General features: G+C 75.4%; 20 protein-coding genes and 1 pseudogene. 14 read left to right on the forward strand and 7 right to left on the reverse strand.

The window, feature by feature from the left end:
* Nucleotides 1–6: 6 nt before the first annotated feature.
* Nucleotides 7–1,035, reverse strand: coding sequence for an XRE family transcriptional regulator (locus GTY84_RS25105; RefSeq protein WP_161228668.1), 1,029 nt, complete (start codon nt 1,033–1,035; stop codon nt 7–9).
* 248 nt (nt 1,036–1,283) lie between these two features.
* Between GTY84_RS25105 and GTY84_RS25110 the strand changes: the two genes are divergently transcribed.
* Nucleotides 1,284–1,874 carry a L,D-transpeptidase family protein gene (locus GTY84_RS25110; RefSeq protein WP_161228669.1) on the forward strand — a complete coding sequence of 197 codons (591 nt, stop codon included), beginning with the start codon at nt 1,284–1,286 and terminating at the stop codon, nt 1,872–1,874.
* A gap of 130 nt (nt 1,875–2,004) precedes the next feature.
* Here GTY84_RS25110 and GTY84_RS25115 read toward each other — a convergent pair whose 3' ends face one another.
* On the reverse strand, nt 2,005–2,808 hold the full coding sequence (locus GTY84_RS25115; RefSeq protein WP_161228670.1) for a VOC family protein: 804 nt from the start codon (nt 2,806–2,808) through the stop codon (nt 2,005–2,007).
* Between the two features lie 167 nt (nt 2,809–2,975).
* Here GTY84_RS25115 and GTY84_RS25120 point away from each other — a divergent pair, with 167 nt between their 5' ends.
* Both GTY84_RS25120 and GTY84_RS25125 read left to right on the forward strand, forming a co-directional pair.
* Nucleotides 2,976–3,827 (forward strand): sulfurtransferase, encoded by an 852-nt coding sequence (locus tag GTY84_RS25120; RefSeq protein WP_161228671.1) that lies wholly within the window; start codon nt 2,976–2,978, stop codon nt 3,825–3,827.
* A gap of 958 nt (nt 3,828–4,785) precedes the next feature.
* Nucleotides 4,786–5,559, forward strand: coding sequence for a GNAT family N-acetyltransferase (locus tag GTY84_RS25125; RefSeq protein ID WP_161228691.1), 774 nt, complete (start codon nt 4,786–4,788; stop codon nt 5,557–5,559).
* Between the two features lie 445 nt (nt 5,560–6,004).
* Here GTY84_RS25125 and sepH read toward each other — a convergent pair whose 3' ends face one another.
* Entirely contained in the window at nt 6,005–7,060 is a 1,056-nt protein-coding gene (gene sepH, locus GTY84_RS25130; protein ID WP_161228672.1) for a septation protein SepH, read from the reverse strand.
* 599 nt (nt 7,061–7,659) lie between these two features.
* Here sepH and GTY84_RS25135 point away from each other — a divergent pair.
* The gene (locus GTY84_RS25135; protein WP_345943520.1) at nt 7,660–8,529 is read left to right on the forward strand and encodes a hypothetical protein; all 870 of its coding nucleotides are present in this window, start codon (nt 7,660–7,662) and stop codon (nt 8,527–8,529) included.
* Here GTY84_RS25135 and GTY84_RS25140 read toward each other — a convergent pair.
* On the reverse strand, nt 8,453–9,802 hold the full coding sequence (locus GTY84_RS25140) for a D-arabinono-1,4-lactone oxidase (RefSeq protein WP_161228674.1): 1,350 nt from the start codon (nt 9,800–9,802) through the stop codon (nt 8,453–8,455). The two genes, GTY84_RS25135 and GTY84_RS25140, sit on opposite strands and share 77 nt — an antisense overlap.
* Nucleotides 9,732–11,000 carry an MFS transporter gene (locus GTY84_RS25145; RefSeq protein WP_161228675.1) on the reverse strand — a complete coding sequence of 423 codons (1,269 nt, stop codon included), beginning with the start codon at nt 10,998–11,000 and terminating at the stop codon, nt 9,732–9,734. The genes GTY84_RS25140 and GTY84_RS25145 overlap by 71 nt, the downstream gene beginning before the upstream one ends.
* 784 nt (nt 11,001–11,784) lie before the next feature.
* On the opposite strand from GTY84_RS25145, the gene GTY84_RS25150 reads away from it, so the two are divergent.
* Nucleotides 11,785–12,912 carry a ferrochelatase gene (locus GTY84_RS25150; RefSeq protein ID WP_161228676.1) on the forward strand — a complete coding sequence of 376 codons (1,128 nt, stop codon included), beginning with the start codon at nt 11,785–11,787 and terminating at the stop codon, nt 12,910–12,912.
* A gap of 8 nt (nt 12,913–12,920) precedes the next feature.
* The gene (locus GTY84_RS25155; protein ID WP_161228677.1) at nt 12,921–13,742 is read left to right on the forward strand and encodes an inositol monophosphatase family protein; all 822 of its coding nucleotides are present in this window, start codon (nt 12,921–12,923) and stop codon (nt 13,740–13,742) included.
* A gap of 797 nt (nt 13,743–14,539) precedes the next feature.
* Here the strand turns inward: GTY84_RS25155 and GTY84_RS25160 are convergent.
* Nucleotides 14,540–14,719 carry a hypothetical protein gene (locus tag GTY84_RS25160; RefSeq protein WP_161228678.1) on the reverse strand — a complete coding sequence of 60 codons (180 nt, stop codon included), beginning with the start codon at nt 14,717–14,719 and terminating at the stop codon, nt 14,540–14,542.
* Between the two features lie 450 nt (nt 14,720–15,169).
* Here GTY84_RS25160 and GTY84_RS25165 point away from each other — a divergent pair, with 450 nt between their 5' ends.
* From GTY84_RS25165 to GTY84_RS25180, 4 genes are all read left to right on the forward strand, one after another.
* Nucleotides 15,170–15,823, forward strand: a complete 654-nt coding sequence (locus GTY84_RS25165) for a response regulator transcription factor (RefSeq protein WP_161228679.1) — start codon at nt 15,170–15,172, stop codon at nt 15,821–15,823.
* Between the two features lie 6 nt (nt 15,824–15,829).
* Complete coding sequence (locus GTY84_RS25170) at nt 15,830–17,074, forward strand: HAMP domain-containing sensor histidine kinase (RefSeq protein ID WP_161228680.1); 1,245 nt, start codon at nt 15,830–15,832, stop codon at nt 17,072–17,074.
* A gap of 406 nt (nt 17,075–17,480) precedes the next feature.
* Complete coding sequence (locus GTY84_RS25175) at nt 17,481–17,777, forward strand: DUF4193 domain-containing protein (protein WP_003993510.1); 297 nt, start codon at nt 17,481–17,483, stop codon at nt 17,775–17,777.
* A gap of 13 nt (nt 17,778–17,790) precedes the next feature.
* Nucleotides 17,791–18,723 (forward strand): hypothetical protein, encoded by a 933-nt coding sequence (locus tag GTY84_RS25180; RefSeq protein WP_161228681.1) that lies wholly within the window; start codon nt 17,791–17,793, stop codon nt 18,721–18,723.
* A gap of 30 nt (nt 18,724–18,753) precedes the next feature.
* On the opposite strand, the gene GTY84_RS25185 is transcribed toward GTY84_RS25180, so the two are convergent.
* Nucleotides 18,754–19,215, reverse strand: a complete 462-nt coding sequence (locus GTY84_RS25185; RefSeq protein ID WP_161228682.1) for a DUF3093 domain-containing protein — start codon at nt 19,213–19,215, stop codon at nt 18,754–18,756.
* A gap of 56 nt (nt 19,216–19,271) precedes the next feature.
* Between GTY84_RS25185 and GTY84_RS25190 the strand changes: the two genes are divergently transcribed.
* The 4 genes and pseudogenes from GTY84_RS25190 to GTY84_RS25205 all read left to right on the forward strand — a co-directional run.
* Nucleotides 19,272–19,856, forward strand: coding sequence for a PaaI family thioesterase (locus GTY84_RS25190; RefSeq protein WP_161228683.1), 585 nt, complete (start codon nt 19,272–19,274; stop codon nt 19,854–19,856).
* The gene (gene dut, locus GTY84_RS25195) at nt 19,853–20,404 is read left to right on the forward strand and encodes a dUTP diphosphatase (protein ID WP_161228684.1); all 552 of its coding nucleotides are present in this window, start codon (nt 19,853–19,855) and stop codon (nt 20,402–20,404) included. The genes GTY84_RS25190 and dut overlap by 4 nt, the downstream gene beginning before the upstream one ends.
* 1 nt (nt 20,405) lies before the next feature.
* Entirely contained in the window at nt 20,406–21,158 is a 753-nt protein-coding gene (locus GTY84_RS25200) for a DUF3710 domain-containing protein (RefSeq protein WP_161228685.1), read from the forward strand.
* A gap of 504 nt (nt 21,159–21,662) precedes the next feature.
* Nucleotides 21,663–22,194: pseudogene (locus tag GTY84_RS25205) on the forward strand (histidine kinase); the annotation flags it as partial.

Genomic DNA, 22,194 nt, shown 5'->3' on the forward strand with positions numbered 1-22,194 from the left:
GGTCCGCTACCCGCGCCCGATCAGGAACACCTGGTCCCCGCCGGGCCTCCCGGCGCACGGCTCCATGGCGACCGCCGCGCCCTCCTCGTCCGTGCCGCCCCGGACGCCCAGGCAGTCGCCGTCGTCCGCGGCCGAGCGCAGGCGCCAGCCGTCCGTGCCGGTGGCCCGCTCGGCGCGGAACCACTGGGAGGCGCCACCGGCCCCGCAGTCGTTCCACGGTTCGAGGGTGTCCTCGAAGGCGCCGCCGTCCACCACGGTGAGGCAGCCGTTGCCGTGCTGGGGGTGGTGGAAGCCGATCTGGTAGAGGCCGCCGTCCGCCCGCCGCAGGTACACCCGAGGCGGAACAGCCCCCGAGCACGGGCGCTGCACGGCGAGCAGCTTGCCCTCCCCGCCGGGCGCCCGGACGGTGCCGTCGCTCAGGCACAACCCGGGCGCGCGGGCCGGACGCACCCGGGAGTACCCGGCGTCGGGACCGGACGTCCCGTCGGACGGACGCCCGTCGTCACCCGCCGGCAGCGCCGCCGACAGCAGCGCGCCGGCGCCGAGCAGGACGGCCGCGCCGAGCGCGACCAGTACGCCGGGCCTGCTCAACCGGGGCCGGGGCCCGCCGGGTCGGCGCGTGAGCCAAGGGCGCCGTGCGCTGCCGCCCTCGCGGGGCGCCTCGCCCGTCCCGTCGTTCAACGGGCCTGCACCGGAGGCCCGTTCGCCGTCCGGGTGCCGTCGGCCGCCGTCCGTTCCCCCGTCCGCGGGCTCCGGTGCCGCCGCGATCCGTTCGGCCGCCGCCAGCCAGACCGGTACGTCCTCCGCCGCGCCGCAGGCCCGCACCAGCGCCGCCACCACCTCCGGGCGCGGCACCGCGTCCCGGCGCAGGGTGTCCGCGAGCGTGCTGCGGGCCAGCACCTCTCCGCGTGCCGCGGCGCGCTCTTCGAGTTGACGGAAGGTCAGTCCACTGCGGCTCTTCAACTCCCGTAACAGGGCGACGTATGCGGAGGCCGTGCGCGCCTCCGTGGGGTCCATGCCCTCAGAGACCGTCATCCCGTCATTCTCATCATGCGCGGCCCGGGCGGCAACTCGCTTGCGGACGGGGCCCGGACGGGCCGGATTCCACCTCCGGACAAGGCGCTGACCAGGCCGGACAGGCTTCTCCTTGTCCCGGACAGCCCAGCCCTTGCCGGACAGGACCGCCCGCCCAAGACTCTGGACCAGCCGCCGCGCCCCGTCCTCGGCACGACGCCCCCGGACGGCGCGGTCGGTCCCAACCCTCACGGAGAGAAGGACGTTCCATGGTTCCGCACGCCCTGCGCACCCGTCTCGCACCGCTCGCGCTCACCGCCGCCCTGGTCGGCGGACTGGCCGTCACCACCACCGCCACCGCCCCCGAGGCGCAGGCGGCGGGCGGCGGTTACTACCTGTACTTCAAGAAGAACTCCGCCAACCCGACCAACTCCAGGCTCTACCTGATGAAGAGCGTCCCGAAGGCCAAGGACAAGATCATCGCCAAGTACCGCGCCGGGTCGGGCAACGGCAGCACGAACGAGTGCGCCCGCAACAAGGGCTGGCTCCCCGGCACCACCACGAAGAACGGCAAGTACGCCATCGAGTTCCACCGCACCGACTACGACGGCGTCATCAACGGCTACGTCATCAAGCTCTCCGACAAGCGGTGCAGCAACGGCACCAAGCGCACGGAACTGTTCGTGCACAGCGAGATGAAGCCCAACGGCAAGCAGGGCACCATCGAGTCCGAGCGCTGGGACGGCCCGAACGACTACTACTCCAACGGCTGCGTCAAGCTGACGCCCGGCGACATCAAGGACCTCTTCGCCAAGGCCAAGCGCTACGGCTGGCCCACCACGATGTACGTCGTCAAGTAGCCGCCCCGGCCCGGCGCAGCCCGCCCGGCCGGCCGGCAGCAGGCGCACAGGGGACGCCTGCTGCCGGGCGGGGGCACGCGTACGGGGCTGGGGCGTTCGGCGCCCCGGTGCCGCGACCTGGGGGGCCCGCTCAGCGCGGGCCCTCCAGCAGCGCGAACCGCGCCCCCTCCGGGTCCGCCACCAGGACCGTCCGGCCGCGTCCGCCGTCGCGGGCGGGGGCCAGGAGCCGCCCGCCCAGCCGCAGGACGCGCTCCATCGCCGCGTCGAGGCGGTCCACCTCGAAGGACGTCACCCAGTGCGGCCCCCGGGCGCGGCGCAGCGCCTCGCCCGCGCCCCGGACGTCCGCGACGGCACGGCCGTCCAGGCGCAGGACCACCCGTTCCGCGTCCGGGGAACCGGCCGGATCGCGGGCGAAGCCGAAGACCGTCTCGTAGAACTTGGCGACGGGCGCCGCCTCGAAGGTCACCAGCTCGTTCCACGCGGGCGTGCCCGGGATGCCGGTGGCCGCCGTGCCGAAGCGCTCCCCGGCCTGCCACACCCCGAAGACGGCGCCCGCCGGGTCGCAGCAGACGGCCAGCCGCCCCGCCTCGCCCGCGTCCAGCGGGCCCACGCCCACGGTGCCGCCGCACAGCCGCACCGCCTCGGCCGTCCGGTCCACGTCCTCGGCGGCGAGGTACGGGGTCCAGGCGACCGGCAGGTTCCGGTCCAGCGGCAGCCGTCCGATGCCCGCCACCTCCCGCCCGCCGATCAGCGCCCGGTCGTAGGGCCCGAGTTGCTGGGGGCCGGGCCGGAACTCCCAGCCGAACAGCTCCCCGTAGAACTCCCGGGCCGTGTCGGGCGCGTGCACCATCAGGCCCACCCAGCAGGGCGCCCCCGGCTCCCGCCGGGCACCGGTCACGTCGTCCCGGCCGTCCGGCTCCCGTGCGTCCGTCATCCGTCACCTTCTTCTCGGCCCGTCGCGGGCCGTGCGTCCGCTTTCGCCGCGGCGGCCAGGACAGTACGGCTTGTGTCGGATCGCGTACGCCACGTGATCGATACTGTCCGGCGGGCAGAGTAGCCCGACAACGACCCGGCGGCCACTCCGTGCGCCAGGATGGGGACATGAACGCCATCGTTTCCGCATCCGAACTCGCCGGAGCCCTGGCGGGCCCGCAGCCGCCGGTGCTGCTGGACGTCCGCTGGCAGTTGAGCGCCCCCTCGGCCGACGGCACACCGTCCTTCGACGGCCGGGCCGCGTACGCGGAGGGGCACCTCCCCGGCGCCGTCTTCGTCGACCTGGACCGGGAGTTGGCCGGCGCGCCCGGCGCGGGGGGCCGCCACCCGATGCCCGGGGCCGACGCGTTCGGCGCCGCCATGCGCAGGGCGGGCGTGTCGTCCGGACGCCCGGTCGTCGTCTACGACGGCGGGCAGGGCTGGGCGGCGGCGCGCGCCTGGTGGCTGCTGCGCTGGGCGGGTCACCCGGACGTGCGGGTCCTCGACGGCGGGTTGCCGGCCTGGGAGGGCCCGCTGTCGACGGCGGCGCCCGCCCCCGAGGAGGGCGACCTCGTGCCCCGGCCGCGCGCGGAGGAGGTGCTCGACGCGGACGGGGCCGCGGCGCTGGCCCGCTCCGGGGTGCTGCTCGACGCCCGCGCGGGGGAGCGGTACCGGGGCGAGGTCGAGCCCATCGACCGGGTCGGCGGCCACATCCCCGGCGCGGTCTCCGCGCCGACCACGGAGAACGTCGGCGCGGACGGCAGGTTCCGGCCCGCCGGGGAACTCCGCGCCCGGTTCGCCGCCCTGGGTGCCGCCGGTGACGCTCCGGTCGGCGTCTACTGCGGCTCGGGCGTCTCGGGCGCCCACGAGATCCTGGCGCTGGCGGTGGCGGGCATCCCGGCGGCGCTGTACGTGGGGTCGTGGTCGGAGTGGTCGGCGGACCCGACCCGCCCGGTGGCAGTGGGCCCCGACCCGCAGTGACGGACACGGGCGGCCCCGGCCCCCGGAAGGGGACCCTGCCGGGGGCCGCCCGCCCGTGCCGGGGCTGCCCACCCTGCCGGGCTGCCCGCCCGTGCTGGGGCTGCCTGACCGTGCCGGGGCCGACCCTGCCGGGGGCGCTCGCCCGTGCTGGGGCTGCTTGACCTTGCTGGGGCCTGCCGGGGCTGCCCGATCTTGCTGGGCTCACCTGCCCGTGCCGGGGTTGCCCGATCCTGCCGGGGCTGTCCGCCCGTGCTGGGCTCGCCTGCCCGTGCTGGGGTTGCTCGCCCCTGCTGGGGCTGCCCGCCCTCGCCGGGGCCGACCCTGCCGGGGTTGCTCGCCCCTGCTGGGGCTGCCCGACCACGCCGGGGCCGACCCTGCCGGGGTTGCTCGCCCGTCCTGGGGTTGCCCGCCACTGCTGGGCCCGCCCGTGCTGGGGCGGCTTGGCCGTTCCGGGGCTGTCCGCTCCTGCTGGGGCTGGCTGACCTTGCTGGGCCCGCCTGCCTGTGCCGGGGCGTGCCCGCTCCTGCTGGGCCCGCCTGCCCGTGCCTGGGTTGCTTGGCCGTGCCGGGGCTGCTCGTCCGTGCCGGGGCTGCTCGTCCGTGCCGGGCCCGCCCGCCCTCGCCGGGGCCGACCCTGCCGGGGTTGCTCGCCCCTGCTGGGGTTGCTTGGCCGTGCCAGGGCGTGCCCGCTCCTGCTGGGGCCGACCCCCACCGCTCGCGCACCGTCCGTCCGCCGGCCTGTCGTCCAGCGGGCCGTCCGCCTGCGGCCCGCCCAAGGCCGCCCACGCTCCGAATTCGTGTGCAGTCCGCGCTTCTTTGTGCTGGGATCGACCATCATGAACCATGACGCACCGGACAGCGCCCCGAGCGACCCGGCCGGGGACAGCACCGCCCCCGACGACGGCACCGCGGACCACGCGGCCCCGTACGTGGCCGACCTGCCCGACCTGACCGACCGGATGGAGCGGAACCTGGCGGAGCACGCCTGCCACCTGCACCGGTACCTGCCCGGTGCCACGGTGACCGGGAACGGGACCGGGGACGTCCTGGTCGCGGACAGCGGCCTGGACGACGACACGTTCAACATCGTCGCCGCGGCCCGCTTCACCGCCGCCACCGCCCCGGCCCGGATCGCCGCGACCGCCGGGGCGCTGGCCCGCACCGGTCGCCCCTTCTCCTGGTGGGTGGGGCCCGCCTCCACGCCCCCGGACCTCTCCGCCCGCCTGACGGCCGCAGGCCTGCCCGCCTCCGAGCACGAGACGGCCATGTGGGCCACGCTGGACGACGGCATCCCGCCCCCGCCCGCCGCCCAGGGGCCGGACATCAGGAGGGTGACCACGCCCGGACAACTCGCCGACTACGCCACCGTCCTCGCCGCGAACTGGGACCCGCCCGCCGACACCGTCCGCCGCTTCTTCGCCCTGGCCGCCCCGTGGGCGTTGGCCGCGGACTGCCCCGCCCGGTATCTGGTCGGCTACGTGGAGGGCCGCCCGGTCTGCTCGGCCGAGGTGTTCCTCCACGCGGGGGTCGCCGGTGTCTACAACATCTCGACCCTGGCGGCCCACCGCCGCCGCGGCCACGGCGGGGCCGTCACGCTCGCGGCGCTTCGCACGGCGCGCGACGAGGGGTACCGCGTCGCGGTCCTCCAGGCGTCGGCCGAGGGCGAGCCCGTCTACCGCCGCCTGGGGTTCCGCTCCTGCGGCCGGTTCACCGAACACGCCGTCAACGGCTGAACCAACGGCGGGTCATTCACCCGGCCCCGGCGCGCGCGGGCGATGGCGCACTCCCGGCGCCGACGGGCCGTCACGGTCCCGCGCCCCGCCCGCCGGGGCCGGTCCGCGCACGCGGAAGCAGGCGTCGGGCGCGTTGCAACGCCCCGGAGTCCGCTGGACCCCGCACGGGCGAATCCTGCCGCACCGTCCCCGGCATCGGGGGGCACCCGGCCCCTGGCCCGGTGCCGCCGCGATCGCCGCACGGACGGAGCCGGGGGCCGGCGGGGCAGGGGGTCGCGCACGGGGGCATGAAGGCGTTGTGCCCGGCGGGGCAGAGAAGGCGCGCCCGGCCCGGTTCGCGTGCGCCCTTCCCGCGGACGGCGAACCGCGCCCCGCAGACGGCGAACTGCGCCCGGCGGACGGCGCCGCGCCCCGCGGACGGTGCCGCGCCCGGCGCGGCCAGGCGCTACTCCTGCTTCTTCCGGCGGGTGCCGAACACGATCTCGTCCCAGCTCGGCACCGCCGCCCGCCGTCCCGGGCGGACGCCGTCCGCCTCGGCCTGGCGGTCGGTGGAACCGATCAGCCGGTCGCGGTGGCTGCCCACCGAACGCGGCATCAGCACGTCGGCGTAGGCGGAACCGGCCGACGCCGCGGGCGCCGGGGGCTCCTCCAGCTCCGGCTCCTCGGCCGCGGGCTCCTCCGGCGGCTCCGGTGCCCGCTCGGGGACGACGAGGTCGCCCCGGAAGCTCGGCACCGCCTCCAGCAGGCTGGTCAGCGAGTCCCGTTCCCCGGACGCGGTGACCGCGACGTCCTCCGGCGGATCGGACGGCGGCGCGGGCAGGACCGGCCGCTCCCGCAGCTCGCGGTCGAGGCTGCGGTCCAGCGGGCGGTCGCGCGGCAGCCGGGCGATGCGCGGGACGAAGGGGAAGCTGGGCTCGGGCGAGCCGAGGTCGTCGGTCTCGCCGATCAGCGCGCGCGCCTCGTCGTCGACGGCCTGGACGAGCCGCCGGGGCGGGTCGTACGTCCAGCTCGCCGAGTGCGGTTCGCCCGCGACCCGGTAGACGAGCAGGACCTCCCAGGTGCCGTCGTCCCGGCGCCAGGAGTCCCACTGCGCGGTGTCCTTCTCGGCGCCGCGCAGCGTCAGCCGCTCCTGCACGGCCTCGCCGAGCGGCGGGCCGGAGTTCTCGCCGGGGCGGCGGACGGGGGTCTTGCGGGCACGCTCGGCCATGAAGGCGCGCTCGGCCAGCACGGGACCCTCGAAGCGGCGCACGCGGTCGACGGGGATGCCGGCCATCTGGGCCACTTCCTCCGCCGTCGCGCCGGCTCGTATACGTGCCTGGATGTCGCGGGGGCGGAGATGGCTCTCCACCTCGATCTCGATCTGGCCGAGGCGGGGGCGGTCACCGCGCACGGCTGCCCTCAGCCGCTCGTCGATCGGAAGCGTGTACTCCGTCGAGTCCGCAGCCTTCAGCACCAGCCGTGTGCCGTCATTCGAGACGGCCACGACACGCAGTTCGGGCATGGGGACCTCCCGGGTGGTGCCTGCCGACGTCACGTGCGTCGCTGCTTCCGCTCTGTCGAGTGTGGCCTGCCCGGGTGCAGCCTGCCACAACCTTGCCGAGTTGCCCGGCGTGTCGGACGCGGGGCCTGGATCGCCGTTATGGCACGGTTACCTGTTCGCAACGCTCAGTGACCAACGGCGTCACCCTGCGCAAGTAGCCTCCTCCCGGCGGTCCTTCAGGATCCTGGACACCCTGATGGGAGCCTGGACCCAGGGCTCGTCAGACTACTCCATTGGGACCATGCGCGGCGGGGTGGCGCGCCGCCGGATTTCGGCGGAGGAGCGGCTCCCGGCCGCCCCCGCCCCGTGTCCCGGCCGGTCCCCGGTGGTCCCCGGGAGGGGCTCCAAGGTCCCGCGGGTGGCGTACTTCACGTCATCGCCGTAACCGGAACTAATGATTCCGGCTGTGCGTCCCCTTCTCATGCGGTTGATCCCCCACCTGGGGGAACGTCAGGGAAGGTCCGGGGATGCGTGGAAGGCCCGATACCGTGGGTGATGCGGACATGCGTACGGAGGGGGAACCGGGGGGACGGACGGGGTCGAGGCGGATCGACCTCAGCGTGCCCCAGGTCGCGGGCAGCGCCCTCGCGGCGGTGGTCGCCGCCAAGCTCGCCTCCTCCTTCGGCGTCTACGGCACGATCCTCGGTGCCGGTCTGATCAGCGTCGTCGCCACCTGCGGCGGCTCGGTCCTCCAGCACGTCTTCCGGCGGACGGGGGAGCGGATGCGCGACCGCACCGTCCCGGCACGCACCGTCCCCGCGCGCACCGCCACCGGGCGCACCGTCACCGGCCGCGCCCGCGGCGGCGGCCGGGGCCCCGGCCGCCGGGAGGCAGGCGGGGCCCCCGCGCCGGGCGAGTACACCGAGGGCACCGTCCACCGGACCCGGGGCAGGAGCCGCCGGCGGCAACTGATCGGGGCGGCCCTCGTCTTCGGCGTCGCCATGACCGGGATCACCGTCTACGAGGTCGCCGCCGGGCACGATCTGAGCGGCGACCGCAGCACCACGATCGGCGGCGTCCTGTCCGGCCACGACCGCCCCGCGCCCCGCCCCGGCGGGCCGGACGGTTCGGGCACCCCGGAGCCGGACGGCGGCTCCCCGGCCCAGGACCCGGCCGGCTCGGCCGCCCCGGGCGGCTCCGGAGACGGCGGCGCCACCTCCCGGCCCGCCCCGTCCGCGACGCCCGGCGCCACCGCCCCGGCCGACGGCACCGGCCCCGATTCCGCCACCGGCACCGGGGACCCCGCCCCGGACGCCACCGGCGGCGCCACCGGCACCGGGCCCGCCGGCACCGTCCCGGAGGACCCGGCATCGCAGGACCCGACCCAGGAGGGCACGGCGCCGGAGGGCTCCGCTACGACCCCAGGATCCGGCGCAGATGGTCGTTCCGGAACCGCCGGTCCGGGTCCAGCCGGTCCCGCAGCGCCGTGAACTCGCCGAACCTCGGGTACACCCCGGCGAGGTACTCCGCGTCCCGGGTGTGCACCTTCCCCCAGTGCGGACGCCCCTCGTGCGCGGCGAACACCCGCTCGGCGGCGGTGAAGTACGCCTGGTAGGGCGTGCCCCGGAACATGTGGACGGCGATGTACGCGCTGTCCCGGCCCGAGGCGGTGGACAGCGTGATGTCGTCTGCGGGGGCGGTGCGCACCTCGACCGGGAAGCTGATCCGCAGCCGGGACCGCTCGATCACCGCCCGCAGTTCGCGCAGCGTCGCCACGACGGCCTCGCGCGGCACCGCGTACTCCATCTCCACGAACCGCACCCGGCGCGGCGAGGTGAACACCTTGTACGGGATGTCCGTGTACGTCCGCGCGGACAGCGCCCTGCTGGAGAGCCGCGCGAGGGCGGGGACGGTGCCGGGCGCCGCGCGGCCGACCCAGTTCGCCGCCTGGAAGACGCCGTTGGACAGGAACTCGTCCTCCAGCCAGGCCCGGACCGGGCCCACCGGCCGCTCCGGGCCCGCGCTGCGGTTGTTGCGCTTGGTGTTGGTGCCGTCCGTGTGCGGGAACCAGTAGAACTCGAAGTGCTCGTTCTCCGTCCACAGTTCGTCGAAGTCCGACAGCACCCGCTCCCACGGCATCGGCTCCTCGCGCGCCGTGAGCAGGAAGAGGGGTTCCACCGCGAAGGTGATCGCCGTGACGACGCCCAGGGCGCCGAGCCCGATCCGGGCGGCGGCGAACACGTCGGCGTTCTCCGTCGCGGAGCAGGTGAGCACCGTGCCGTCGGCCGTGACCAGCTCCAGGCCCCTGATCTGGGCGGCGAGCGAGGCCGAGGCGCGGCCCGTGCCGTGGGTGCCGGTGCTGACGGCGCCGGAGACCGTCTGCTCCATGATGTCGCCCATGTTCGTGAGCGACAGGCCCTCGCGGGCCAGTGCCACGTTCAGCCGCCTGAGGGGGGTGCCCGCCGCGACGGTCACCGTCATCGCCTCGCGGTCGATGCCGCGGATGCCGGTCAGCAGACCGGGACGGATCAGCACGCCGTCCGTCGCGGCTATGGACGTGAACGAGTGCCCGGTGCCGACGGCCTTGACCGGCAGTCCGTCCTCGGCGGCCCGGCGCAGGACCGCGGCCAGTTCACCGACCGACGCGGGAGCGGTCTGCCGGGCGGGGCGCGCGCTGACGTTGCCGCCCCAGTTACGCCATGTCCCGTTCCCGGCGCGTGCCGTCCCGCGTGCCGTCCCGCCTGCCGTGCGTGTGCTGCCCAACGGTGCCTCCCCGCCGCGGAGCCGGCCGAGTGAGCCGGCGGTACCCGAGGAAACCGACCGCCACCGCGACGGCCCCGGCCACCACCGGAACCCCGTACCCGGCGCGCGCCCCGGCGGCGTCGATCACCACGCCGCCCGCGGAGGAGCCGAGCGCGACCCCGACCGCGAGGCCGGTGCTCACCCAGGTCATGCCCTCGGTGAGCTGCGCGCGAGGTACGTGCTCCTCGACGAGGGACATCGTCGTGATCATCGTCGGAGCGACGGAGAGACCCGCGAGGAGGAGCGCCACGGCCAGGAACGGCAGGTTTCCGACCAGTAGGAGGGGGATCATACTCACGGCGTTCGCACAGATGCCCAGCAGCCAGCGGGGCTCCGGGCGGCCGGCGAAGCGGATCAGCCCGAAGACCATGCCCGCCGCGCAGGAGCCGACCGCGTAGGCGGCCAGCACCAGGCTCGCGGCGGCCTTGTGCCCCCGCTCCTCGGCGAAGGCCACGGTGACCACGTCGACCGCGCCGAAGATCGCGCCCGTGGCCACGAAGGTCGCCACCAGCACCTGGAGGCCCGGGGCGCGCAGCGCGCTGCCCCCGCCGTGCTGCTCCCGGGGGTGCGGCGCGGGCTCGGTGGCCCGCTGCGAGGTCAGCCAGAAGACGCCCACCGCCAGGCAGCAGGCGGCCAGCAGCGGACCGGCCTCCGGGAACCAGGCCGTGGACAGGCCGATGGAGATGATCGGCCCGAAGACGAAGCAGGCCTCGTCGAGCACCGACTCGAAGGAGTACGCGGTGTGCAGCCGCGGGGTGCCCCGGTAGATCGCCGCCCAGCGGGCCCGGACCATCGCGCCCACGCTCGGTACGCAGCCGATGCCCACGCAGGACACGAACAGCACCCAGTCCGGCCAGCCGTAGTGCGCCGCCGGCAGCAGCACGGCCGCCGCCGTGAGGGAGACCAGGGTCGCCGGGCGCAGCACCCGCCGCTGCCCGTACCGGTCAACCAGCCGGGAGACCTGCGGCCCGGCCACGGCGGCGGCCAGCGCGATCGTCGCCGAGAGGGCTCCGGCCAGCCCGTACCGCCCGGTGAGCTGCGAGACCATCGTCACCACGCCGATGCCCATCATCGACAGCGGCATCCGGCCGATGAACCCCGCGGTGGCGAAGCGCCCGCTGCCGGGGGCTGCGAACAGGGCGCGGTAGGGGCTGGGCAACGGGGGCTCCGGAATGGCGCGGGGGAGGGCGGGGGAGGGTGGCGCCCGCGGCACCGGGACACGGGGTCCGCGGCAACGGGACAGGGGGGCCGCGGCACGTCTCGTAAGGTGCGAACGCGGCGCATACAGGTTACGTGGCGATGAGCCCCGACAACACCCCCGGCTTCGGACACTTCGCCCACCGCCGGGCCACCGCTCCCCACGCGACTGACCCTGCGGCCCTGCTCCGCCCCGGACCCTCCGCCCCGCCCCGCCCCGGTCCACAGTGTTCCGGGCGGGTGAGTCGGCGAGTCCCCGGCGACCGCGCGCGGCCCTGGCGGGGCCCCGCGCTCGGGCACCCAGTCCCGGCAGGGCACTTCGCCCCGGTGGAACGCCCCTGCCCCGGCGCCTGACGAGGCCCCGGCGCGCCGTGCGCGGCCCTGGCGGGGTCTTAGGGCTTGGCCCCCACCCAGGGTGGAGCCTCCGGTGGATCACCTCGCCCTGTTGGAACGCCCTGCCCTGGCGGGGCACACTTCCCCGGCCAGGCACCCCGCCCGCGGTGGAGCACTCCGCTCTGGCGGAGCACCTCGTCCCAAGGGAGCCCCCGATCCGGGCGGAGCCCGCAGCGGAGCACCCGCCCCGGCGGGGCACCCGCTCCCGGGGCAGCCCCGATCCGGGGCACCGGCCCGGGGCACCGGCCCCGTACGCGCCTGCTCCGCCCCGCTCCCTCCCGCCTCCCCTGGACACGCCCCTGCGGCCCCACCCGGCGGCGTCCGGCGGGTGCGCCGGATGGGAGGATCGGGGCATGCCTGACGTGCTCGACGCCACCCCCTACGACGCCCTCCTCCTGCTCTCGTTCGGCGGCCCCGAGGGCCCGGACGACGTGGTCCCGTTCCTCCGGAACGTGACCCGGGGCAGAGACATCCCCGAGGAACGCCTGAAGGAGGTCGGACAGCACTACTTCCTCTTCGGCGGGGTCAGCCCCATCAACGGGCAGAACCGCGCCCTGCTGGAGGCGCTGCGCGTCGACTTCGCCGGGCACGGCCTCGACCTCCCGGTCTACTGGGGCAACCGCAACTGGGCGCCCTACCTCACCGACACCCTGCGCGAGATGGTCCGCGACGGCCGCCGCCGTGTCCTCGTCGTCACCACCAGCGCCTACGCCTCCTACTCCGGCTGCCGCCAGTACCGCGAGAACCTGGCCGACGCGCTGGCCGCGCTGGCGGCCGAGGGCCTGGAACCGCCCGCCGTCGACAAGCTGCGGCACTACTTCAACCACCCGGGCTTCGTCGAGTCCATGGCCGACGGGGTCGTCCGGGCCCTGGCCGAGCTGCCCGAGGAGGTCCGGGCCGGGGCGCACATCGCCTTCTGCACCCACTCGATCCCCGTCTCGGCCGCCGACACCTCCGGCCCGCCCGGCGACCACGGCGACGGCGGGGCGTACGTGCGCCAGCACCTCGACGTGGCCCGGACCATCGCCGACGCCGTCCGCGAGCGCACCGGCACCGAACACCCCTGGCGGCTGGTGTACCAGTCCCGGTCCGGGGCGCCGCACATCCCGTGGCTGGAGCCCGACATCTGCGATCACCTGGCGGAGCGGCGGGAGGCCGGGGTGCCCGCCGTCGTCATGGCCCCCATCGGGTTCGTCTCCGACCACATGGAGGTCCTGTACGACCTCGACACCGAGGCCACCGCCAAGGCCGCGGAGCTGGGCCTGCCGGTGCGCCGTTCGGCCACCGTGGGCGACGACCCCCGGTTCGCCGCCGCCGTGCGCGACCTCGTCCTGGAGCGCGCCGCCGCCGAGCGCGGGACCCCGGTGGCGCCGTGCGCCCTGGGCGCCCTCGGCCCGAGCCACGACCTGTGCCCGGTCGGCTGCTGCCCCGCCCGCGCCCCGCGCCCCGCCGCCGCGGGCGCCGACAGCCCCTACGCGTGAGGAGTCCCGTGACCGACGTGACCGCCACCGACCCGTTCCACGCCGAACTGCTGGAGATCGCCCGGGAGGCCGCCCGGCGCGCGGGCGAGCTGCTGCGGGACGGCCGCCCGGCCGACCTCGCCGTCGCCGCCACCAAGTCCAGCCCGATCGACGTGGTGACCGAGATGGACATCGCGGCGGAGAAGCTGATCACCGGGCTGATCACCGACCGGCGCCCGGAGGACGGCCTGCTCGGCGAGGAGGGCTCCGCCCGGGAGGGCACCAGCGGCGTCCGCTGGGTCGTCGACCCGCTCGACGGCACCGTCAACTACCTGTACGGGCAGCCCGCCTGGGCCGTCTCCATCGCCGCCGAGCAGGACGGCGAGCGGGTCGCCGGGGTGGTCACCGCGCCCATGCGGGGCGAGACCTACTACGCGGTGCGGGGCGGCGGCGCCTGGGCGACGGGGGCCTGGGAGGGCGCCCGCAGGCTCTCCTGCCGGGCCGCCGCGCCGCTGGACCGGGCGCTGGTGTCGACCGGCTTCAACTACGTGGCCGAGGTCCGCGCCGAGCAGGCGGAGGTCGCCCGGCGGCTGATCCCGCTGGTCCGCGACATCCGGCGGGGCGGCTCGGCCGCGATCGACCTGTGCGACGTGGCGGCGGGGCGCCTGGACGGCTACTACGAGCGCGGGCTGCACCCCTGGGACCTGGCGGCCGGCGACCTGATCGCCCGGGAGGCGGGCGCGGTCACCGGCGGACACCCCGGACAGCCCCCGTCCGGCGCCCTGACCGTCGCAGCCACGCCCGCGGTCTTCACCCCCCTGCGGAACCTGCTGGTCGACTTCGGCGCGTGACACCCCCGGCGGGCCCCGGTCTCCTCACGGCCGGGGACCCGCCGGGCGTCCGTCGGTGCCGGTGCCGGTGCCGGTGCCGGTGCCGGGGCCGGAGCCTGGGCCTGGGCCTGGGCCGGGACCGTCACCGTGGCGCGCACCGGCCGGGCGCAGTGGCGCTGCTCCCGGCCCGGCGCCGTGACACCCGGAACCTGTCCCGCACCGTGCCGCGGGAATCCGTACCGTGCCCCGGGAATCCGTGCGGGCTCCGGGGCGGGCGTCGTGGCACCGGGGACTTGTGCCGTGAGCCGCCGGGGCCCGTGAGGGGGCCCGGGACCGGCGCCGTGACACCTGGGAGCCGTGCCGTGCTCCGGCGTCCCGCGCCGCGCCCCCCGGCCTCCTGTGCCGTGCTCCCGGCGCCGTGCGGGTCCGGGCCGGGCGTCGTGACACCCGGGAGCCGTGCCGCGCCCCGGCGTCCCGTGCCGCGCCCCGGCGTCCCGTGCCGCGCCCCGGCGTCCCGCGCCCTGCTCCGGCGTCCCGCGCTGCGCCCCGGCGTCCCGTGCGGGCTCCGGGCCGGGCGTCGTGACACCCCGGGCTGTGCCGCGCCCCAGCGTCCTGTGCCGTGCTCCCGGCGCCGTGAGCGGGGTCTGGGCCGGGCGTCGTGACACCCGGGCCCCGTGCCGTGAGCCGCCGGGACCCGTGCGGTCCCCGGGCCGGCGGGGTGGTCCCCGGGACGGCCGCCGCGCCGCCCGCGTCCGCCGCGCCGCGCGCGAAAGGGCCCCGGCGCTGGGTCTCGCCGGGGCCTGGTGTTCACGGGCTTCTCAGTTGCCGTTGGCGGACGCGCCGACCTCCACGCCGTGCTCGGCAGCGAGCCGGCGCAGATCGTCGAGTTCGCCCAGCTCCACCTCGACGAGGAAGTCGTCACCCTCGTCGCGGGCCCGGGAGAGGTCGGACTCGGTCGTCTTTATGCGCTGCAGAAGTCCTGCGGTGAAAGCGTCCATGCTGCGCCCCCTCGTCCTGGGTCGTGGGTCGGTGGCACGGGGGTGTGCCGATCGAAAGGAACGATCACCTCTCCGGTGGAGTGCCCAGCGCCCCCCACTGGGCGGCGACGGTGCCGGACACCCACGCCCGCTCCTCGGGAGCGGACCGCGGCGCACCGCGTGGCATGCGGTACGGGCAGAGCGCGATCGTGGGGTGTAAACCGGTCCTCCCCGCACTCTCTTTCGCGGAAACCTCTCCCGCACGAGAAAATTTCGTCCTCACCGGATTCCCCGTCCGCCGCCCGGCCACCACCGCACGGCTCCCGGGGGCCCCGGCGACCCCGTCCCACCCCCGCCTTACCGCCGACTTATGGCCGAAAAGGGCAGGATGGGGCCGACACCCCCACGAGCCCCCCGCTCCCGCGCGCCCGCGCGAGGCCGCCCGGGGCGGACACAGGAAGGACCAGCCACGTGCGCGTACTCGTCGTCGAGGACGAGCAACTGCTCGCCGATGCGGTGGCCACCGGACTGCGCCGGGAGGCCATGGCCGTCGACGTCGTGTACGACGGCGCGGCGGCCCTGGAGCGCATCGGCGTCAACGACTACGACGTGGTCGTCCTCGACCGCGACCTCCCCCTGGTCCACGGCGACGACGTCTGCCGCCGGATCGTCGAGCTGGGCATGCCGACCCGGGTGCTGATGCTCACGGCCTCCGGCGACGTCAGCGACCGGGTCGAGGGCCTGGAGATCGGCGCCGACGACTACCTGCCCAAGCCCTTCGCGTTCAGCGAGCTGATCGCCCGCGTCCGCGCCCTGGGCCGGCGCACCAGCGTCGCGCTGCCCCCCGTCCTGGAGCGGGCCGGGATCAGGCTGGACCCCAACCGCCGGGAGGTCTTCCGCGACGGCCGGGAGGTGCAGCTCGCGCCCAAGGAGTTCGCGGTGCTGGAGGTGCTGATGCGCAGCGAGGGCGCGGTCGTCTCCGCCGAGCAGCTCCTGGAGAAGGCCTGGGACGAGAACACCGACCCGTTCACCAACGTCGTGCGGGTCACCGTGATGACCCTGCGCCGCAAGCTGGGCGAGCCGCCCGTCATCGTCACCGTCCCCGGCTCCGGGTACCGGATCTGATCGACCGTGGCGTCCTCTCCCGCACCCCCCGGGGTGCCCCCCAAGCCCACCTGGGACCCCCGGTCGGTGAGCCCGCTGCCCTGGCTGCGGCCCACCATCCGGATACGGCTCACCCTGCTGTACGGCGGCATGTTCCTGATCGCCGGGATACTGCTGCTGTCGATCATCTACCTGCTGGCCGCCCAGGCGGTCCGCACCGGCAACCAGCCCCTGTACAAGATCGTCGACTTCGACGGCCTCCAGGTCTCCAGCACCGACTGCCCGGGCGTCACGCACGGCAACCTCTCGCTCACCGAGTTCAACGCGGCGATCAGCGAGTGCATCGACCACCAGCGCCAGGTCGCCCTGGACCGGCTGCTCAGCCGCTCCCTGCTCGCCCTGCTCGGCCTCGCCGTCATCGCCTTCGCCTTCGGGTACGCCATGGCCGGCCGCGTCCTGTCGCCGCTGGGCCGGATCACCCGCACCGCGCGCGCGGTGGCCGGTTCCGACCTCTCCCGGCGGATCGAGCTGGACGGTCCGGACGACGAGCTGAAGGAGCTGGCGGACACCTTCGACGACATGCTGGAGCGGCTCCAGCGGGCCTTCACCGCCCAGCAGCGGTTCGTCGGCAACGCCTCGCACGAGCTGCGCACCCCGCTGGCGATCAACCGCACCCTCCTGGAGGTGCACCTGTCGGACCCGAACGCCCCGGTGGAGCTCCAGCAGCTCGGCAAGACCCTGCTCGCCACCAACGAGCGCAGTGAGCAGCTCGTGGAGGGCCTGCTCCTGCTCGCCCGGAGCGACAACCAGATCGTCGAGCGCAAACCGGTGGACCTCGCCGAGGTGGCCGGCCAGGCCGTCGACCTGGTGCACGCCGAGGCCGAGGCCAAGGGCGTGCGGCTGGGCGGCGAGCGCGCCCCGGCCGTGGTCCAGGGCAACGGGGTCCTGCTGGAGCGGATCGCGCTGAACCTCGTCCAGAACGCCGTGCGCTACAACGTGCCCGAGGACGGCCGGGTCGAGGTGACCACCGCCGTGGAGAACCACCAGGCGGTCCTGGTGGTCACCAACACCGGCCCGGTGGTCCCGGCGTACGAGATCGACAACCTCTTCGAGCCGTTCCGGCGGCTGCGGACGGAGCGGACGGGCAGCGACAAGGGCGTGGGCCTCGGCCTGTCCATCGCCCGCTCGGTCGCGCGGGCGCACGGCGGGCACATCTCCGCGCGCCCCCGGGAGGGCGGAGGGCTCGTGATGCGTGTCACGCTGCCGATCTGAGATCATGGCCCCGACATTCGGCCGGGGACCCGGGGATGTTCGCTTTGGGCGGAATTTCCGGGCCCCCGGCCGGGCTCGTCCCTGTGTGATCGATCACAGCGGTGACTTTCCGGTCATCTACTCTCCGTGATCATGACCCCTGTGAAAAGCCGGGAAAATCCTGGTTTTCGAGGGTCGGGATCACGGGAAGTACACGGTGAGACGCCCTTTGAAGTGCGGCGATCGGACCGTGTACGGTCACCGTCGCCATCCAAGCCGATCGCCTTCGGGGGGTCCGGTTGGGTGTCGATTGAGTAACAGACCTTGATGTGAGGCAAAATCTCCGCCTCAGGTCGGGCACAAGTCCGGCCTCTCACGCGTTACGTGCGCTGGAGACACCGCAGACACCCAGAGGGGGAGAGCGACCATGGCAACCGATTACGACACTCCACGCAAGACCGACGACGACGTCGACTCGGACAGCCTCGAAGAACTGAAGGCCCGGCGGAACGACAAGTCCGCCTCGGCCGTCGACGTCGACGAGTTCGAGGCCGCAGAGGGCCTGGAACTGCCCGGCGCCGACCTGTCCAACGAGGAACTGGCCGTTCGTGTGCTGCCCAAGCAGCAGGACGAGTTCACCTGCATGAGCTGCTTCCTGGTGCACCACCGCAGCCAGCTGGCCCGCGAGAAGAACGGCCAGCCCATCTGCCGCGACTGCGACTGAGGCGGGGTCGGCCGTGACCGGCTCGACCCCTCCCTGGAAGCGCCGCCCCTCCTCGCGGGGAGCGGACCAAGGGCCGTCCCACGGCCCGGACAGCGCGCGTGACGACGAGCGGGGCCCCACCGTCGAGGGAAAGGCCCCGCTCGGCGTATCGGACGACCGGGGCGAGCGCCCCGTGCGGGCGCCCGCTGCCCGGCGTCGTGCGGCGGCCTTCCGGGACCGGGCGGAACAGGGCGTCCGCAAGGGCGGGGACCGCGCCAGGGCGGCGCTGGCCCACCTCGCGGACCGGATCATCGACCTGGCCCCCCGCGTCCCCGTGCGCGACCTGGCGACCCTGCGCCGCCAGTTCCCCGGCCTCGGCCCCGAGGAGATCGCGGACCGGCTGATCGCCGGCGCCGCCCGGGCCACCGCGACCGTCGGCGCCGGTGTGGGCGCCGCCGCGATGATGCCCGTACCGCCCGCGATGCCCACCGAACTGGCCGCCGAGATCACCGGCGTCGCCGCGATCGAGCTCAAGCTCATCGCCGAACTCCACGAGGTCTACGGGCTCCGCCCGCCGGGCACGCTCGTCCAGCGCAGCACCGCCTACCTCAACTCCTGGTCCGACGAGCGGGGCGTCGAGGTGATCAACCCGGCCACCCTCGGCTCCGCCATGAACAGCCACGCCAAGCGCCATCTGCGCCAGCAGGTCATGAAGCGCACGGTGCGGGACCTGCCCAACCTGATGCCGTTCATGGTCGGCGCGGCCGTCGGCGCCGTGATGAACCGCCGCGACACCCGCAGGCTCGCCGCCCGCGTCCGCACCGACCTGCGCCGCCGCCAGGTGCCCTGGGAGGCCCTGGGGGAGCTGCCCGCCCTGGAGGAGCCCCGCGACGCCCTGGACATGGACGCGCGGCGCCTCACCGGCGGCCTCACACGCCGTCTGCGCCCCGGCCGGGACAAGGGCTAGGGAAAACCGCCCGGGACCGCCGCGGGCGCGCTACGAGGCCGCCTGCGCCGCCTTCAGGGCCTCCACCAGACGCTCCGGCTCCCGGGTCGACAGATACAGGTACGGCGTCGGGTCCGCGGGGTCCGTCACCTCGATCCGCACCGCCCGGGGGACGTACGCCCGCAGCAGCATGAAGGCGCGGGCGTCGGCCTTGTGCGTGCGCCAGGCGCGGGCCTCCTCCGGGTCGAGGACCTCCGCCCCGCCCAGCGCGCTCACCGGGACCGTCGCCTCGCCCGCCACCAGCGAGCCGCCCACCACCCGGATCCGGACCGAGCCGTACGAACTGGCCGCCACCGCGGCCACCGCCGTCCCCCCGGCCAGGCCGCCGAGCATCGGCAGCGTGCCCAGGGGCAGCAGGACCAGGGCCATCGAGAGCCCCACCAGGAAGGAGATCAGCCACCACGAACGGGGCGCGGTGAGACGTTCTTCGTACGGGGTGGCGGAGAGCTGCATGGAGCAAGCTTGGCAGGTATCGGTGATCGGCCGACGCGCGGGTAAGGTCTGCGCCTGTGAGTGGTACTTCCCCGGCTCTCCAGCCCCCCGCCGACGCCGTACGGCCCGTCCGGCACCCCGACGCCCCCGCCCCCGGCGAGCCGCTCGGCGCGCACTACGACCAGTGCTTCGGCTGCGGCGACGACCAGCCCCACGGACTGCGCCTGCGGGCGCGGGCCGCCGAGGGCGTCCGGGTCACCGCCGAGTTCACCGTGCGCCCCGCCCACCAGGGCGCCCCCGGCCTCGCCCACGGCGGCGTGCTGACCACCGCCCTCGACGAGACCCTGGGCTCGCTGAACTGGATGCTGCGCACCATCGCCGTCACCGGCCGCCTGGAGACCGACTTCCTGCGGCCCGTCCCCGTCGGCACCACCCTGCACCTGGCGGCCGAGGCGACCGCCGTGGCCGGACGGAAGATCTACTCCACCGCCACCGGCCGGATCGGCGGCCCCGACGGGCCCGTCGCGGTCCGCGCCGACGCCCTCTTCGTCGCGGTCGAGGTGGACCACTTCGTCGAGCACGGCCGCGAGGAGGAGATCCGCGCCGTCCTCGACGACCCCGACCAGGTCCGCCGGGCCCGCGCCTTCGAGGTCAACCCGTGAGCCGGGAGCCCCTGGAGGTGCCGCTCCGCCGCGTCGACCCCGACGTGCCGCTGCCGGAGTACGCGATGCCCGGCGACGCCGGGGCGGACCTGCGCACCACCGTCGCCCACGTCCTCGCCCCCGGCGAACGCGCCGTCCTGCCCACCGGGGTGTCGCTGGCCCTCCCGGAGGGGTACGCGGCCTTCGTGCACCCGCGTTCCGGACTGGCCGCCCGCTGCGGCGTCGCCCTGGTGAATGCCCCGGGAACGATTGATGCCGGGTACCGTGGGGAGATCAAGGTGATCGTGGTGAACCTCGACCCGTACGAGACCGTGCGGTTCGAGCGCTTCGACCGGATTGCCCAACTGGTCGTCCAGCAGGTCGAGAGGGTCCGCTTCCGTCAGGTCGCGGAACTTCCCGGATCGGCGCGGGCCGAGGGGGGCTTCGGGTCCACCGGCGGCCACGCCGGCACGGACCGTGCAAGCGGCACAAGCGGCCGGGTCGCCGAGGGCGGCCCGGCGGGTGGGAATCGATACGCTTCGGTCGTATCCGACCGGGAAGGACAGTGACGTGTTCGGACGTCGCAAGAAGATGGATGCCGCCGATGACGCGGCCGGCGAGGCCGAGCAGGTCGTCGACGACGCCGAGCCCGGCGCGGAGGGGCAGCGCGAGCGCGTTCGCCTCGAACCCGAACCGCGCCCCGACGGCCCCTGGGACAGCAGCGAGGTAGGCGAGCCCGGCGAGGGCCGCGTGGACCTCGGCGGACTCTTCGTCCCCGGCGTGGACGGCATGGAACTGCGCGTGGAGGTCGCCGGTGACGCGATCGTCGCCGCGACGGTCGTGCTGCGCGACAGCGCCATCCAGCTCCAGGGCTTCGCCGCCCCCAAGCGCGAGGGCATCTGGGGCGAGGTCCGCGAGGAGATCGGCTCCGGGATCACCCAGCAGGGCGGCATCGTCGACGAGGTCGAGGGCCCGCTGGGCTGGGAGCTGCGCGCCCAGGTGCCGGTGCAGCTCCCCGACGGCACCGGCGGCTTCCAGGTCGTGCGGTTCGTCGGCGTCGACGGACCCCGCTGGTTCCTGCGCGGGGTGATCTCGGGACAGGGCGCGGTGCAGCCGCAGGCCGCCGGGCTCCTGGAGCAGATCTTCCGCGACACCGTGGTGGTGCGCGGCGAGGGCCCGATGGCCCCCAGGGACCCGATCGTGCTCAAGCTGCCGAACGACGCGCAGATGGTGCCCGAGGGCGTGCAGCAGGAGGAGACCTCCCGGTTCTCGGGAGGCATGGGCCAGCTCCAGCGCGGACCGGAGATCACCGAGGTGCGCTGAGCCCGGTTCCCCGGCCACACCGAGGGCTGCGTCCGCCGGCGCGGCCCTCAGCCGTGTCCGGGCTCCGACCGGGGCGCCCCCGGCGGCCCCGCGTTCCGGTCCGTGCCCGGCGCCCCGGGAGGCGCGCCCGGCCTCTCCGCGGCCCGTTGCCGGCCCGTGTGGCACGGCCCGCGTCACGCCCCTCCCGCCCCGCCCGCGCAGGTGGCCGGACCGCCCGCCGGGGGCCGGTCGCGCAAAGGACGCCAGGCTCCGGGCACCGGGTCCGGAGGGCGACCGGCGCGGAGCGGAAACGACGGCGGAGCACCACCGCAGAACGGCCCCCGGAACGCCACCGGAGCGCCGTCCGACGGCACCAGGGGCGCTCGACGGCACCGGACACGGGCGCGCGGCACGGACACCGACCGGCCCGGTGCCGGGCACCGCCCGGTCCCGCGGACACCCCCGTACCCACCGCCCCGGACCCCCGGGAGCCCCAGAGGACCGACCGGAGGACGATGAGGGCACATGGGACGCGGCAAGCTACGGATCTACCTCGGCGCGGCACCCGGCGTCGGCAAGACCTACGCCATGCTCTCCGAGGCGCACCGGCGGGTCCAGCGCGGCACCGACTGCGTCGTGGCCGCCGTCGAGCACCACGGCAGGGCCCGCACCGAGACCCTGCTGCACGGCCTGGAGCAGGCGCCCCGGGCGTCCGGACGGGACGCCGCCGCCCGGACGGAACTGGACCTGGACGCCGTCCTGGAACGCGCCCCCCGGGTCGCCCTGGTCGACGACCTCGCGCACACCAACGCCCCCGGCTCGCGCAACGCCAAGCGCTGGCAGGACGTGGAGGAACTGCTCGCCGCGGGCATCGACGTGGTCTCCACCGTCAACATCCAGCACCTGGAGTCCCTCGGCGACGTCGTCGAGTCCATCACCGGGGTCCGCCAGCGCGAGACCGTGCCCGACGAGGTGGTCCGCCGCGCCGACCAGATCGAACTGGTCGACATGTCGCCCCAGGCGCTGCGCCGCCGCATGGCCCACGGCAACATCTACC

It is taken from the genome of Streptomyces sp. SID8352 (assembly GCF_009862265.1).
In the GTDB taxonomy this organism is placed as follows: Bacteria; Actinomycetota; Actinomycetes; order Streptomycetales; family Streptomycetaceae; genus Streptomyces.